The sequence below is a fragment of the Salinibacterium sp. genome (assembly GCF_031364185.1).
Classification (GTDB): Bacteria; Actinomycetota; Actinomycetes; order Actinomycetales; family Microbacteriaceae; genus Rhodoglobus.
In genome coordinates, this window is sequence record NZ_JANLVV010000362.1 from 1 (window position 1) to 16935 (window position 16935).

Consider the following 16935-nt stretch of genomic DNA (forward strand, 5'->3'; position numbering starts at 1 on the left):
TCACCGCATAATCGATGATGTCACCAACCTGGCCGATACCACCGGCACGAAGGGTACCCGTCTTCACCGCAGACAGCGACGGCGACCGCGGAATCACCACCGTCGCGAGCGCGTCTTCGCTCGTTTCGGCAGCACCTGACGGCGTCACAAATCCCGTCGCCGTATTAGAGATAACGCCGGCGTCGATATCGGCCTGGGTGAGCGGGTAGGTCGCTGTGGCTGCCACGGTCTGCGAGGGGAGGAGCACACCCGGCGTTCCGGGCCAGGTGTAGTCGAGCGCCGAGAGGCCGACGAGAGTGTCGCTGAACCGGACGTTGCCGAGCGTCACGTTGCCAGTATTCGTAATCGACAGGGTGAACTCGGCGAGCTCCCCCACGTTTCCGGTCGCGCCCGCTGTGAGCACACCGCTCTTGGTGACGCTGAACGACTCGTTACGGGCGATGGTGGGGGTGACCGTTCGAGCCTGTCCGGAATCGACAGCGGTGCCACGCACCGTGGTGCCGGAGGCTGCGGCCGTGTTGGTGACGCTGCCGGCATCCACATCGGCCTGCACGATCGTGTACCGTGCGGTGGCCGTCACGGCTGCACCGGGGGCGAGCTCCCCCACAGCACCAGGCCACACATACCGCAGTGCCGTGAGGCGCGGGAGGGCATCGGTGATAGACACCCCGGTCACGGTGACATTGCCGCTGTTCCCGACCCGGATCGAGTATTCGATGGAGTCACCCACGTTGCCGGTGCCCCCCAGCGAATCCGTCTTGGTGATGGTGAGCGAAGGAGCGCTGGCGACCGCCGTGCTCGTCACGGTCGAGTCGTTCGACCTGACCGGATCGTTCTTCGGCGTCACACCAGACACCGAGGCGGTGTTGGTGACGCTCCCACGGTCGATATCGGCCTGAGTGACGGTATAGAACCCGACCGCGGTCGCGGTCTGGCCGGACTCGAGCACGCGCACCGCGCCGGGCCACGTGAAGACAACACCCCGAAGTCCCGGAAGGTCATCCCGTCCGACGATGCGCGAGATCGTCACATTGCCGGTGTTGGTGAAAGAGAAGCCGTACGTGATGACCGTACCGACCGAGATGAGCTCACCCGGAGCCAGGTTGTCGGTCTTGGTCATGATCAGCGATGCGGCGGGCTCGATGGAGACCGTCGCGGGTGCTGAGGCCGCGACCGTGCCCCCCGCTGGGGATGTGCTGGTGCCGGTGACGATGCTCGAGACAGCTCCCGCATCGACGTCAGCCCGGGTCAGCACATAGGTTCCCGTGGCGGTGACTTTCTCACCCGGCTGCAGGATGCCCTCGGCGTTATCCCACTGGTAGCCACCGATCGTCACGCCCGGCAGTGCGTCGGCCAGCGTCACCGCGGTGAGGGTGACGTTGCCGCTGTTGGTAAACGAGTAGCTCCAGTTGACGACGTCGCCGACCCGCCCTGTGGCTCCGGGTGCGAGCGCCCCGGAGTTGGTCGTGATCACGTCTGGGCGGGAAGCAACCGTGGGCACCACGCTCTCGAGGGAGACTCCGGTCACGCTGGGGGTGCCTCTGACGGGCACGGCGGTAGCGGTGGCGGTATTCAGCACCGAGCCGCGGTTCACGTCATTTTGGTTCACGACGTAGTCCGCCGTGGCCTGGACGGACTGGGACGGTGCCAGCCTGTTCGGCGCCGTGGCGTCAGGCCACGCGCCGAAGGTGATGTTCGACAGTCCGACCAACGGGTCGCTGAGGGTGACGTTGTTAACCGTCGCATTTCCGCTGTTGGTGACAGTGAAGGTGTATCTGATTATGCCGCCCAGCGGCAGACCCTCAGGCGTGCCGGTCTTGGTTACGGTGAGGGTCGACGTCGGTTGGACGGTGTTCAGGATGACCGTATTGGAGGTCGCGGGGACGAGAACTCCCTGCGGGGTCCGGGCCGTGGCCCTGGCCGTATTGGAAATGGTGCCGCGGTCGAGATCGGCCTGGGTGATGTTGTACTTCGCCGTGCCAACAAGCGTCTGGCCGGGGTTCAGTCTGCGCTCGGTGTCACCGGGTGCCCAGGGGTATACGACGTCGTAGACGCCGGGCTTCACGTCGATGAGCGTGCCCTGCGTGAGGGTGACGTTGCCGGTGTTGGTGGCAGACAGCGTGTACAGGATGACGTCTCCCACAGCACCGGTTGCCCCGGGCGCGAGCCTGCCCTCCTTGAGGATGGAGAGCCCCGCGCCCGGCGTGATGGGCACAGTCGCGCTCGCGCGGCTCTCATATCCGGCGTCACCAGGGGATGGCAACGTGCCGCGCGCAGGCGTGCCCGTTGCCGTAGCGGTGTTGACAACCGAGCCAGCATCGACGTCGGCCTGGGTCACCGTATAGGCGGCCCGCACTGCGACATCGGCTCCGGGTGCGAGTTGACCCGGTGTGGTCGGCCAGGCGATGACCACCGGTCCGCCGAGCAGCGGGTCGGCCAGCGTGATGTCGTTGATCGTCACGTTGCCGGTATTGGTGATCGTGAAGAGGTAGTCGACGGTGTTTCCTGCGACCCCCGTGCTTCCGGCGGCGAGCGCAGCGCTCTTGATCAGGCGCAGATTCGGGGATGCCGCCTCGGTCGTCGAGACCACCGTCGAGCTGGGCGCGGTGGTCGTGGCGCCCGCGGGGTCCAACCCGGTGGCGCTGGCGATATTCGTCACCGATCCGGAGTCGACGTCGGCCTGGGTGACGCGGTAATTGGCCGTGGCGGTCGCGACAGCGCCGGGCGCGAGTACCCCGGTGGCGCCCGGATAGCGGATGCTCGGTGTGCTGAGCCCGGCGAGTGAGTCTGTGAGCGCCACCTCCGTTATGGTCACGGTGCCGGTGTTCTTGATGTCGACCGTGTAGCTGATGATCTCGCCCACGATGAGATCCTGGAGCTTGTCCGCCCGCTTCTGAACGGTCAGCGCTGGGCTTGCCGCGAGCGATGTGAGCGAGACGGATCCGCTGGCCGACTGGGTGACACCGGCCGGGGTGGTCCCCGATACCGTCGCCGTGTTGATGAGCCCGCCATTATCTACGTCGGCCTGGGTGAAGGTGTACGTCGCCGTGCCCGTGGCCGAGGCGCCGGGAGCGAGCGTGCGGTTCGTGAGCGTGGGGAACACCGGGGTGCTGAGTCCGGGAAGCACGTCCTGCACCGTGATGCCATCAATGGTGACGTTGCCGGTGTTGCTGATCACGAAGGTGAAGGTGACTACATCACCCGATGCGAGATCGGTGGTCGTACTCGCCGACTTCGTGAGGGTGAGACCGCCCTGCTCTCTCAGGGTGACTGTCGCGGGAGCGGTGGCCGTGATCGGGGTTACCGATCCCGGCGGTATTCCGGTGCCTGTCACCAGGCTCACGACGGAACCCGCATCGATATCGGCCTGGGTAATCGCGTACGTCGAGGTTCCCGTGATCGATTGCCCTGGACTCAGCGGGCCGGCGGGGTATGACAGGTTCTGGACGGGGAGCGCATCGGCCAGCGTCACCGACGACAGCGTGACGTTGCCCCCGTTGGTGAGCACGTAGGTCCACGTCACGATGTCGCCGGCCTTCGGGGTGTTTCCGGGGCCGGTGGCCGCGAGCACTCCGCTGTCGGTGACCGTGATCGCGGGCCTGGGTGCCGCCGTGGTGGTGGTGACGGCGGAGGCCGTGCTGCTGATGCTCAGGAATTCGGGGGATGGCCCGGTGCCTACGGCCGCGGCGCTGTTGTCCACGCGGCCCGCATCAACATCGGCCTGGGTCACTGCATAGTCCCTGGTGACGGTGGCGATCGCCCCAGGGGCAAGCGAAGCAACAACGGCGATCGCCGACGCCGATAGTGGTGGATCTTTGATGCCGACGTTGGTGATCGGCTGGTTGCCGGTATTGGTGACGGTGAAGGTGTACGTGATGACACTCCCGACACCACCGGTGCCCGTCGTGTAGGCGGCAGACTTCGCGAGGGAGAGCTGTGCACGAGCGGCACCTGTCGCGATCCGCACCTCGGGCGACGCATCCGTTACCGTGGCACCCGCCGCTGACGTTCCGGTCGCCGTCGCGGTGTTCACGACGAGCTTATTGAGCACGTCCTGCGCGGTGATCGTGTATCTGGCTGTGGCGGTCGCCGAGGCCCCGGGAGCAAGTGAGCCCACCGCGGACGGCGCGAGCACAAGCCCGGGGATGCTGTCGCTGAGCGCGATACTGCTGATGGTCACGTTGCCCGAGTTACGCACCGTCACCAGGAAGTCGATGGTGTCGCCGGGCTCGGCACGATCGGGGATTGTCAGTGTGCCTTGCTTGACGACATCGAGTCTCGCTGTCGGCGGCAGGGTTACCGTGACCACGCCGGCGGGCGACGTGTAGGGCTGGGCGCCGGGGGTGACCGCACTGGCGGTCGCCGAGTTGTCGAGGGATCCGCGATCGAGATCGGCCTGGGTCAGCGGGTAGGTCGCGGTGGCCGTGGCGGTCTGACCGGGCGCGAGGGTGCCCGCTGCGGCGGGGAAGGAGTAAGTAATGGTCGACAACCCGACCAGTTGGTCATTGAGCGCCACTGCGGTCAGCGTGACGTTTCCCGTGTTGCGCACAGTGAACGAGAACACGAGTGAGTTGCCGGCGGTGTAGGTGGCACTGGGCGCGAGGGTGCCCGCCTTGGTGACCACCAGACCGGGTGTCGCGGGAGCTGTTGGCGTCTCTGCGGTCGCGGCTGAGGTTACCGCAGGCCCCGTCGGTGGCGTGCCGGTGCCGGTCGCGGTGTTGCGCACAGTCCCGAAGTCGACGTCGGCTTGCGTCAGCCGGTAGGTCGCGGTCGCGATGACCTGTTCACCGGGCTGCAGGGTGCCTGTCGTCGAGGGCCAGGTGCCGTAGCGCAGCGTTGAGAGCCCGGGCTTCGGATCTGAGGCGCTCACACTGGTGAGGGTCACGTTTCCGGTATTGGTGAGAGTGAATTCGTAGGTGACGAGGTCGCCCACAGTGCGAGTGCCCGGCAGGGCAATCTTCTCTGTCAGGATGCTCGGGGCAGCGGCCGCGGTCGGCACCGTAACCGTGTTCGATGTGCCAGTCACGGCGAGGCCGGTGGGCGGCAGGCCGGTTACCGTGGCGGTGTCGAGCACCCGACCGGCGTCGAGGTCGGCCTGCACCACCGTGTATGTCGCCGACGCCGTTACCGATTGCCCGGGAGCGAGGGTGCCCGTCGAGCCTCGCCACGTGTACGACAGCGCGCTCAGTCCCGGGTGTGGGTCGGAGATCGCGACACCGGAAAGCGTGACATTCCCGTCGTTCACCGCGGTGTAGGCGTAGGTGATGACGCTGCCGATAGCGCCGCTGCCCGTGGTGTACACGCCGGACTTGGTGACGGAAACCGCAGGGGTCGGCGGAATCAGCACCGTGCTCGAGCCCGTGCCGGTGACCTCGGCGCCCCTGGCGGGCGAGCCCTTCGCGGTGGCCGTATTGGAGACGGCGCCCGCATCCACATCGACCTGGATCACCGGGTACGTCGCCGTGGCCGTGGCGGTCTGGCCGGGTGCCAGCGTGGTGCTGCTGAGCGTGAGCGAGCCCCCGAACAGCGGGTCATCGAGCGTGATGCCGCTGATGGTCAGGTTGCCGTCGTTGAGAACGCTGATCGTCCAGTTGATGGTGGATGCGTCGGCGGCCAGCACACCGGACTTCGACACGGTGAGCCTCGGGGCGGCCGCCGCGGTGTTCGTGGTGACGGTGGCCGAATCGTCAGTGACCGCGGGGCCCGTGGGTGGAGTGCCGGTACCCGTGGCGACGTTGGTGACGGTTCCCCGGTTTACGTCGGCCTGCGTCAGTGTGTACGTGGCCGAGCCCGTGACCGTTTCGCCCGGCTGCAGGACTCCATCGACGCCTCCCGGCCAGCTGCCGTAGCTGACAGCGGAGATTCCCGGCAGCGAATCGGTGATCGTGACAGCGGTCAGCGTCACATTACCCGCGTTGCGAGTGCTCAATGCGTAGGTGATGACGCTGCCGACGGCGCCGCTGCCGGTGGTGTACGCCCCGGTCTTGAGAGTCTCGAGGGCGGGAGCGGCTGCGACAGTAGGAATCCGCACCGTCGGTGAGGTTGCGGTCGGGGTTGCACCTGTCTGCGTTGTTCCGGTTGCGCTCGCCGTGTTGGTGACGGCACCCGAGTTGATGTCAGCCTGCACGAGCGTGTATTGGGCGGTGATGACCCTGGATTGGTTGGGCGCAAGCGAACCGACCGCGATGGGCGATGCCGATCCGAGCTTCGGGTCGGTGATCGTCACACCCGTCAGGGACACATTGCCGGCGTTGCGTGCGGTGAAGGTGTAGGTGATGACGCTGCCGACCGCGCCCGATCCTGTCGTGTACGCCCCGGTCTTTCCCAACGTGAGGGCGGGGCCGGAGGTGATCGGGATGGTGTTAGCATCGGTGACCGCCGTGAGGGTCCCTCTCGCCGGCGTGCCATTCGCACTCGCGGTGTTGCTGACCGAACCCGAATCGACATCCGCCTGTGTCAGCGTGTAGCTCGCGGTGGCGATCACGGACTGACCGGGGGCGAGTGATCCAGGGAAGCCCACGGGGAAGATGACGGCAGACAGACCCGGGAGCGGGTCGGTGACCGATACGGCCGAGATCGTCACGTTGCCGGTGTTGCGCACGGTGAAGGTGTAGTTGGCGGTGTCCCCTGCTCGACCGGTTGAGCCGTTGGCGAGGGAGCCGTTCTTGCTCAGCGACAACGCCGGTGTCGCAGCGACGGTGGTTGCGGTGACGGTCGGAGTGGCGGTCGTCACGGCGACAGTGCCCGGCGCCGTGCCCGCTGCCGTCGCGGAATTCGACGTCGAACCCGCATCCACATCAGCCTGAGTCACGAGATATGTTGCGGTACCTGTCGCGGACTGGCCCGGCGCAACAACGCCCACAGCGCCCGGCCAGGTGAACGAGATCGCCGAGAGGCCCGGCTTCGGATCTGTCACGCTCGCGCCCGTGATCGTCTGGTTGCCGGAGTTGCTCAGAGTGAATCTGTACGTGATCACGTTCCCGAGTCGAAGCCCCGTGGCCGGGGTCGCCGACTTGGTGAGGGTGAGTGCCGGCGCGCCAGGCTTCGTCGGCACGGTGATCTCGCCGGAATTCGCCGACGCGGTGACGCCTGCCGGAGACAGTCCAGTGACCGAGGCCGTGTTCTTCACGGAGCCCGCGTCGACATCTGCCTGCCTGATCGTGTACGCCGCTGTACCGGTGGCGGCCTGGCCCGGCCGCAGGGTTCCCGGCGTGCCGCCATCCCAGGTCAGTGCCGGTGCGCCCAGGCCGGCGAGTGAGTCAGTCAGCGCGACAGTGGTGAGGGTCACGTTCCCGGTATTGCGAATGGTGAAGCCCCACGTGATGACGCTTCCCACCCCGCCATCGCCGGTCGTGACAGAACCGGTTTTCGCCACCGAGATGGTGGGGGTCGCCGGGAGGGTGACCGTCGCATTGCCCGTACCAGAGACGGGGGCTCCCGTCGACGGCGTGCCCGTCGCGGTCGCCGTGTTCGCGACCGAGCCGGCATCCACATCCGACTGCTTCACCAAGTATGTGGCGCTGGCCGTCGCCGATTGGCCGGGCTGGAGGGTGCCTGGGGTTCCGCTGCCCCAGTTGCTGAAGGTGATGCCGGAGAGCCCGGGAAGCGGATCTGCCACGCCCACTGTCGTCAGCGTCACGTTGCCGGTATTGGTGAGCACGAACGTGTAGGCAATGGCAGCGCCGGCCTGGGCCGCCGAGGTCGGGTTGGCAGATTTGATGACCTGGATGGCCGGCCGGGACGCCGCGGTTGGCGTGGTCACGGCACCCGAGCTCGCCGTCACGGTGCGCCCGCCGCCGGTGCCGCTGGCGCTGGACGTGTTGGTGATGGAGCCTGCATTCTGGTCGGCCTGAGTGACCGTGTACGTCGCGGTCGCGGTGACGGACTGCCCCGGGGCGAGGATGCCAGCGGTGCCGGGCCAGGTGTACGTCAGCGATGACAAGCCGGGCTTGGGATCTGCGATGCTCACACCAGCGAGCGTGACGTTACCGGTGTTCGTGGCCGTGAATTCGTAACTGACGACCCCGCCGACCGCGCTACCCGAGCCTGCCGTGACGCGTTTCGCGGTCGTGATGGCTGGCGCGGCAGCCTGGGTGGGTGTCGTCACCTGGCCGGATGACGCTGAGATCTCGGCACCGGTCGGTGGTGTGCCCTTCGCGGTGGCCGTGTTGCGTACCGAGCCAGAGTCGATGTCGGCCTGCCGCACCTGGTAGGTCGCGGTGGCGGTGACGGTCTGCCCGGGGGCCAGGCGGCCCACAGTACCCGGCCACGTGTAGGTCAGCGCCGAGAGATTCGGCAGTGGATCGCTGATGCTGACAGCGGTCAGCGAGACGTTTCCTGCGTTGGCGGCGGTGAAGGTGTACGTGATGACGCTGCCAACGGCACCACTGCCCGTGCTGTAGGCCCCGGATTTGGTGAGCGTGAGACCCGGCGCCGATGCGAGGCTCACGGTTGCGGGACTGGTGCGGGTGAGTGCCGTGCCGCCGGGCGTGCTCGGCGTGCCCGTGCCGGAGGCCGTATTGCTGACGGCGCCGGCGTCCACATCGGTCTGCTTCAGGATGTAGGTGGCGGTCGCCACGACCGACTGGCCCGGCTGCAGGGTTCCCACCGTGCCGCTCGGCCAGGTGCCGTAGGTGAGCGCGGAAATACCGGGAAGGCTGTCGGAGGCGGAAACGCTCGTGAGGGTGACGTTGCCGGGGTTCCTCAGGGTGATCGTCCAGTTGATCGTCTCGCCCGCGCGGCCGGTCGCGCCGCTTGCCAGCGCTCCCGACTTGGTCACGGCGAGGTCGGGCGCCGCAGCGATCAGCGTCGTGGTGAGGGTGTTCGAGGTGCTCGACACCGCAGTGGCGCCGTAGTTTGCCGACGAGCCGGCGGTGTTGACGACGGATCCATTGTTCACGTCGGACTGCTTGATCGTGTAGCTCGCCGTCGCCGTGACGAACTGGCCAGGAGCAAGGGTGCCCACCGCCCCGGGCCACGAAGAGGAGAGTGCAGATAATCCGGCGAGCGGATCGGTGATCGTCACGTTTGTCAGGGTCACGTTGCCCGAGTTGGTGGTGCGGAAAGTGTAGGAGATGACGTCCCCGAGCGAGCGCGTGCCTGACACCGCTGCCGACTTCACGGTGGTGGTCGAGGGGCTCGCAACCTGAGTATTCACGCGAGAGGTGGGCGAGGTTCCCGTGACCGTGGCACCGGCCGGAGTGCGCCCGGTGCCCGTCGCCGTATTGGTGACCAGCCCCGCATCCACATCGGACTGCTTGATCGTGTAGGTGGCCGTGGCGTTGACGGTCTGTCCCGGAGCCAGCGTGCCGGCCACACCGGGCCAACTGTAGCTGAGGGCAGACAGCCCCGACAGTGGATCGGAGATCGCCACCTGGGTCAGGGTGACGTTGCCGTTATTGGTGGCCGAAAAGGAGTAGGTGATCGTGCTGCCGACGCCGCCGCTGCCGCTGGGCGCAGACCCCGACTTCAGCACCGTCAGCACACCGGCAGCAACGACGGGCACCGTGGCCGAGCGCGACTGGGTCAGATTGGCGCCCGTGGGAGGCTTCGCGCTCGAGCTCGCGGTGTTGGCGACCGAACCGGCATCAACGTCCGACTGCTTCAGTACGTACGTCGCCGTTGCGGCCACGAACTGGCCCGGAGCCAGAGTGCCGGGGGTTCCGGGCCACGTGAAGGTGAGGGCGGACAGTCCGGGGAGCGGGTCGGTGATGGTGACGCCGGTAACGGTGACATTTCCCGAATTTGTCAGGCGGAAGGAATAGTTGACGACGTCTCCGGCCCTGCCCGTGGAGCCTGCGGCGAGCGCGCCCGACTTCGTCAGGGCCACAGCAGGGGCCGAGGCATCCGTCACCACAGTCGACTGTGCGCTGGGAACGCTGAGCGTCGCCCCGGCCGGTGTCGTCGCGGTCGTCGTCGCCGTGTTCTTCACCGAGCCCGCATCAACATCGGACTGCTTCAGCGTGAACGTCGCCGTCGCCGTGACGAACTGGCCCGGTGCGAGAGTACCGGCGGTGCCCGGCCACGTGTAACTCAGAGCGGAAAGCCCGACGAGAGGGTCTGCGATCGAGACACCGGTGAGTGTGACGTTTCCGGTATTCGTGGCACGGAACGTATAGGTGACTACGCTGCCGACCCCGCCGGTTCCGGTCGAATACGCACCGGACTTGGATGTGCTGAGGGTGGCTGCCGTGGCGACCGTGTTGATGCTCGACTGGGGTGACGAGCCGGTCGCCGTCTGACCTGCCGGAGTGCGACCCGTGACGGTTGCCGTGTTCTTCACCGAACCGGCGTCGACGTCACTCTGTTTGATGATGTAGAACGCCGTAGCGTTCGCTACCTGGCCGGGAGCCAGGGTGCCGGAGGTGCCGGGCCAGGTGACGACCGGTGGAGACAGCCCGGTCAAGGGGTCGTTCAGGACCAGGTTGGTCAGCGTCACGTTGCCCGTGTTGGTGAACGAGAAAACGTAGTTGATGCGATCGCCCACCTTCCCCGTCGCGCCAGACGCAAGAGTTCCCGATTTGGTAACCGCGATTAGGGGAGCTGCGGTGATCGTCTGGACCCGATTCGCGGTGGCCGTGGGCTTCGGTCCAGCATCATCGTCAGAACCGGTGGTCGCCGCCGTATTTGTGACGCTGCCCAAATCGACATCCGACTGCTTAAGAACGTAGGTTGCAGTTGCGGTGATCGCCTGGCCCGCGGTCAGGGTTCCCGAGGTGCCGCTCGGCCAGGCACCGTAGGTCAACGCCGACAGGCCGATCAGTGGATCGGTGATCGCCACTCCCGTCAGCGTCGATCCTCCGGTGTTCGTCGCCGTGAAGGTGTAGTTGACGATGTCGCCGGCCCTGCCGGTAGCTCCGGCACTCAGGGCGCTCGACTTCGTGAGCGCGATCGCCGTGAGCAGTACCGCCGTTGAGTCCTTATCCTGGGCAAGGTAGTTCCCCGTCACGGTGTACCCCGTCGCCGTCGCGGTCGACACGTAACTTGCTGCCGATGCCGAGTTTGCTACGCAGGTGTACGTGAACGACTGGAGGGGGTCGAGCACAATCCCCGTGAGGGTGCGGGCGCAGTCGGTCTGGTCGTCCGACACCACTATGTTCCTCAGCGTGCCAGCCCCGGTGTTGGTGATGGTGATGGAGAACTGGGCGACCTCGGTCGACAGTCTTGACTGGGTATCCGGCCCGGCCGCTGAAGTCTTCGTCACCTGCAACCCTGGGATCGGCACAGACAGTATTGCGTTGCGGAGCAGGTAGGAGTCGCCGCTCGTGCCCAACTGTAGATTTACGGTCGTGTCACCGGAGACGATGTTGGGCAGCGGTGCCGATGTCACATCTACGCTCTGGTTGGTGAACCCGGTTCCGGTCTGCGTGTAGCGCACAGAACCAGCGGCCTGGCCGACACCGATGTTGCCGCTGGCGCCATTCGCGTTGGGGATTTGCGTGTAGGCCGTGGCGCCCCCGCGTGAGTACGATGCCGTGTCGCCGACAATGTTACGGTCACCTTCGAACAGCGTAAGACCCACGCGCGTTCCTGTTTCCACGGCGGTAAAGCCGGTGAAGGCGACGGTCAGCGCCGCATCAGCAGCGCCCTGACGCACGTGCCCCTCGTAGTAGATCACGTTGTGGGGTTTGGAATCGGTGTTGCCCAGGATGAAGGTGCCGTAGTCGTAGACGACTGCGAGTGACCATCCCGCGAAGCATCCTGCTCCTTGAGGAGCCCAGATGTCACCGGCAGACACCGTAATGGGGCTGCCCGTGGTCGCACCCGTGAATGCCGACGTCACGTCGGCGCTCGCCGAGTAGTACTGCGAGGTCGGCTGGGTGGTCGGATCTACCAGCACGCTCGCCGGCGCGATCGAGCCGACGGCCCCCGCGCCAATTTTGAGCTGCACGGGTCGGTTGGTATACGTGCCTGTCGGGAGGGTGGCCAGTCTTGCCGCCGCCGTGCTGGTTGCGGCGCACTGGGGTTGCGTCGCCCCGTTATACACACCGGTATTCGCACTCCAGCTCAGGAACGCTTTCACGACCGTTGCACCCGCAGGGATTGTCATTGTCGCGCTGCTTGAGTTGGTGGTGAATCCGGCAGCCGTGTTGGTGTTGACCATCGAGAAGTAGTCATTGACGTTGTTGCCGTTGGTCGAGATGGTGGTGCTGTGCAGATCGGCGCACGTGCCGACTCCGCCATTCACCGTGTTCGCGATGGCACCCGCGCAAGCCAGCACCCCGTTACCGACCATGATGAAGTCGCCGTTGACGTTGGTCTGGAAGTTCGGTGCCGAACCGGAGTTTGTGCCCCACTGGACCACTGCGGCATCCGCGGACTGCGCCGGGACGACCGACAGGGTGACAGCGGCAAGGATGGCGGACAGGGGCAGTGCGATGGCACGACGAAGGGACCACCGACGTGGTTTTGCGATAACGTTATCGCCCCGCACGACGTCCCCCAAGAAAGCTCAACTGCAACCGACGCCCAAAGCTGAAGCAACCGACGGTTCAACCCATGCCTCCTCCTAATGGTAAGTCTGGATCTCCCAAACATCCACCAGCCATGCCTTGTTACCTAGGGAAGCGGAAAAATGTGTTTCAGCACCCACGAGTGCATTGCCACGGCGGCCGCAGCTGAGGCATTGATGCTGCGGGTCGACCCGTATTGGCTGATCTCCACCACGGCATCCGCCGCGCTCACCGCCTCGGCACTAAGTCCAGGGCCTTCCTGGCCGAAGAGCAGAACGCACCGACGTGGCATGTCGAAGGTTTCGATGATGACGCTGCCCGGCACGTTGTCGATGGCGATGATCGGGATGCCCTGCTCCTGCGCCCAGGCAACGAACGCCGCGACATCCGGATGATGCATCACATGCTGATAGCGATCGGTCACCATCGCGCCGCGCTTGTTCCAACGCCGCCGACCGATGATGTGCACGGTGTCGGCACCGAAAGCATTGGCGCTGCGCACGATGGAGCCGATATTCATGTCATGCTGCCAGTTCTCGATGGCGACATGGAATGGATGCCGGTGCTCATCCAGATCGGCCACGATGGCCGCCATGCTCCAGTAGCGGTAACGGTCGATCACGTTGCGCGAATCGCCCAACTCCAGCAGTTCGGGGTCGTACCGCCCGTCGGTCGGGAGTTTCCCCCGCCACGGTCCGACGCCGTTGGTGCTGAGCTCGGCGCTGGGGTTAGGGGTGTCGTCGTTCACGAGTCGAGGCTACCGGCGTGGCTAGCGACCTGCGTCCCGGTGGGCTCCGCCGCGCCAGGCCGTGCCGCGCGCGGCGTTCAGGCGCTTCTTCTGCCCCCCGCGCGGCTGCGTCTGGCGAAGAAAACGAGAACTCCGCCGGCGATCAGCAACTGCAGCGCGATCAGCCCGGGCATCAGCAATGCCATGCCCGTGTAGGCCAAGCTTGCCCCCGCGACGACGGCGGTGAACGGATCACGTGCCGAGACGATGAAGCGACTGCCATCTGCGAGTGTTGCGAGCTGGATGTTGCCCTCAGCATCGATGCTCGGGCGCCCAGTCGGAACGCCCGCTCGGTCAACCTCGGGGACGATAACCGCACCCGTAACGGTGACGGTATTCGAGTGGGTTCCGCCCGCGGGAAGTGTCAGCGTTCCCTGCGCGAAGAACGACTGACCTGGCAGCAGAATGCCGCTCCACGGCCCGCTTCTCGCGAAGCTGTATGACGCCGGGCCGCCGAGGGGTGACAGGTCGGCCGTCCAGTCGTCGCCGACGGGCGTGCCCGCCGTCACCAAATTGTCCAGGGTGATCTGGGTCATCGCCGTCGTTCCGGTGTTGCTGATGACCCAGCGCACCTTCTTCGCCTCTCCTGGCGTGTACACGACTGCCGTCGCCGCGTTATCCGCGTCCTGGCCGGATTGCACGCTCGGTTTGCTCGGAATGATCCAGTTCCCAGCCGAGTCCTTCACGGCAGGGTCAGGACGTTCGCCGTCATACTCGATGACCTGGATCGCGCCGGTGAACGCGTTGTACGGGTCGCTAGCGGTGACTGGGACGAGAGACGTCGCTCCCCGCGCTGAGACGGTGGTCACGTTCACGTGAGGCGCATCCGCTGCGTTAATCGTGAGTTTCGCGGTGCCGGTGATGACGGCTCCGGGCGCCCAGGTGCTGGTGCCGTTGAAGCTGTTGGGCCATTGCACGACCAGCTTGCCGCCGACACGCGCAGCCGTCGCGGTGGTGCCATCGGGGAACGTCCAGACCAGGGGGCCCGTCAGCTCGGCTCCCGAGAGCACCTCATCATCGATCACGATGTCCCGAAGCGCCTCAGTGCCGGTGTTGACCACGGTGAAGACGACCGTGCGGGTCTCACCCGGCTGGTACACCTCACCAGCGGCCATGGTGTCGGCATCGTGGATGATCGTGCCACCGGCTCCATCGCCGAGCTGGATGCCGATCCGAGGCCCTACGCCCGTCCTGGCGTTGAACGGGTCTGCGTCGGTCACGGTCGCCGGCTTACCGTCGACGAGCGCCACCACCAAAAAGGACCCGTCGATGGCACCGTAACCCGTCGGAACTCCGTCGACGTCCAGTTCGGGAACCACAATGGTGCCGACCACCGTCACCTCTCCGGTGTGCGTCTGCAGAGCGCCGAGGGTCAGTGTCGTCGTTGCGTAGAACGACTCGCCGGGGCGAAACTCGCCAAGCCAATGAGCTCCGTCAGCGAAGCTGAAGCTTGCGGAGCCTCCGAGGGCGCTCAGGTCTGCCACCCACCCAGAATTCACCGCGGGGCCTGCGCTCGTCACGTCGGCGAGGCTGATATCGCTCAACGTCGTGGTCCCGGTGTTGGTGACGACCAGGCGCACAGTCTGAGGGATGTTGATGGGATACAGCGCCGCGTCGACGGGAGTGTCGGCGTTCTGGCGGGCGGGCACTGCCGCCTTGGTCGGAACGATGAAATTTCCCGCACCGTCCCTAATGGCGGGATCGGGCTGGTTTCCGTCGTACTTGATGACCTGGATGCCGCCCGTGAAGGCGTTGTAGGCGTTCTTATCGTCAACCGCGGTGTTCGATGAGGCGCCGACCGCCTTCACTGTCGCCGTCGCAATATGCGGCTGGTCGCTGAGGCCGATAGTCAGTGTCGCGGTGCCGGTGATGACCGCGCCCGGCGCCCACGTGCTGCTGCCGTCGAAGGACTTGGGCCAGGTCACGGCGGTACCCGCCGCCGCCGTGACCGTAGAGCCGTCAGGGAAGGTCCAGAGGATGCTGCTGACCCGAGGGCCGGAGGTGTAGTTGTCACCCACCACCACATTCTTCAGCGGCTCAGAGCCCGAGTTGCTGACCGTAATGACGATGTTCCTGGTGGAACCGGCTTCATAGACCTCTGCCGTGTTGATGGAGTCGGCGGCATGGTAGGTCGCGCCCACCTGGTCGCCGCGGAGGATCGTCACCTGTGGCGTCACCGTCGTCGGGTTGTTGAGCCCCACCACAAGTTTGCCGGCGTCGCCGATCGTGATTTTGGCCGATCCATCGAGCTGACTGGTCACGGCTCCGGCACCAGAAAGCTCTGACCAGCTTGGGGTGGTCCATCCCACACCGGAGGGTCCGCCCGTCGGAGCAACCTCCGTCAGGGTGACTTCGGTGCCGTAGGGGATCAGGTCGGAGAGCGCAGAGGTTGCGCCCTTGATTACGGTCAGAGTCTTCGGGGTCGCAAGACCTGGGTAGGTGTACTGCACAGTGAAGCTCTGCGAATCGGAGACCAGTGCTGCACCTGGCCCCGTGACATCCTTCGTCACCTGGAATTGCCCGGAATCAAAAAGGTCATTGGTGACGGTGAAGTTCACCGCGGTGCCGTTGGTGACGAGGGTCGCTCCGGCGGGCGACACGATCGCGCTGCGGTATTGGCCACCGTTAGTCTCGCTGATCGTCACTTTCGTCCCGACGGGCACGGAGACCGCCCCGGAAGTGGTTCCGGCGGCAAGCGTGACTGGCGATTCGGGAACAATGTAGGGGCTGCCTCGGAAGTCGACGGCCTCGGCAAGAATCGAGAAGGTTTGGCCCGGTTTCGTTGGCCCACTACCAACTGCGAGCTTCTTGGTGACGGTAAACGATGCGTTTGCCACGTACCCCGCGTCGATGGAGTGATCGCTCACTCCCGCGGCGCCCGCGGTATACGCGACCTTACCTGCGGCATCCGGGTCGGAGTCCGTGAGATCGCCGCCGAGGTTCTGTCTAGTCAGGGCGAGGGAGCTCCACGACACGGCGCCGAAGGTAATGGCATCCGGTGCCGAGAAAGCGACGTTACCGGTGGGCTTGACGAAGGTGACGGAGTAGTCGCCACCGTTTGGCTTGAGGCCGGCCGCGTAGAACGGCGAGCGCGCATCAGAGGAAAAGTAGTAGCTGCCGTCGGCCCCGGTCACGCGCTCGCCCAACAGCGTGGCGCCCTGGTAGAGCTGCACGGTGACACCCGACAGTGCGGGCTCGTCGGCGTCTTGCTGACCGTCTTGATCGGCATCGAACCAGACCCGGTTTCCGATCTCGAGCGGTGCCACTTCGGCGAGGGTCTGGATGCCGCCGAGGCCGCCACCCTTGCGGAAGGTGCCCTGGATCGACATTCCGTCACCACCGTCAGTGTTGTGCTCGTAGCCGCTCAGGCCCGCTCCGGTCTCGGTCGACAGCCAGGACAGGCCCGCCAGGCGGATGCCGTTCAGTGGGTCAAAGGCGGTCGCGATGACCTCGCTCGTGCCACGCATGGTCGTGAGGGCTCCGAGGGTGACCTCGCGATGGGCGGTTCCGGTTCCGCGGTTGAGGGCGTCTGCGTAGAACTCACCTCCACCCGGACCTTCGAGGTTCGTCGTGCGTCCCGCAGGAGTTCCCGCCGCAGTGCGACCTCCGGCTGCGCCAGCAGATTCGAGCGCCCACGACGTTTGCGCCGCATTCGGAGCGGCCAGCAGAATGTCACCGCTCGATCCTGCCTCGAAG

At 66.0% G+C, this 16935-nt stretch carries 3 protein-coding genes; all 3 read right to left on the minus strand.

The window, feature by feature from the left end; genetic code table 11:
- Positions 1-12445 (minus strand): hypothetical protein (locus RMN95_RS15865; protein WP_309617877.1); only part of this gene is annotated, 12445 nt, incomplete at its 3' end.
- A gap of 113 nt (positions 12446-12558) precedes the next feature.
- Complete coding sequence (locus RMN95_RS15870) at positions 12559-13200, minus strand: TrmH family RNA methyltransferase (protein ID WP_309617878.1); 642 nt, start codon at positions 13198-13200, stop codon at positions 12559-12561.
- A gap of 77 nt (positions 13201-13277) precedes the next feature.
- The coding region (locus RMN95_RS15875) for a DUF5979 domain-containing protein (RefSeq protein ID WP_309617879.1) at positions 13278-16935 on the minus strand (3658 nt) is incomplete at its 5' end.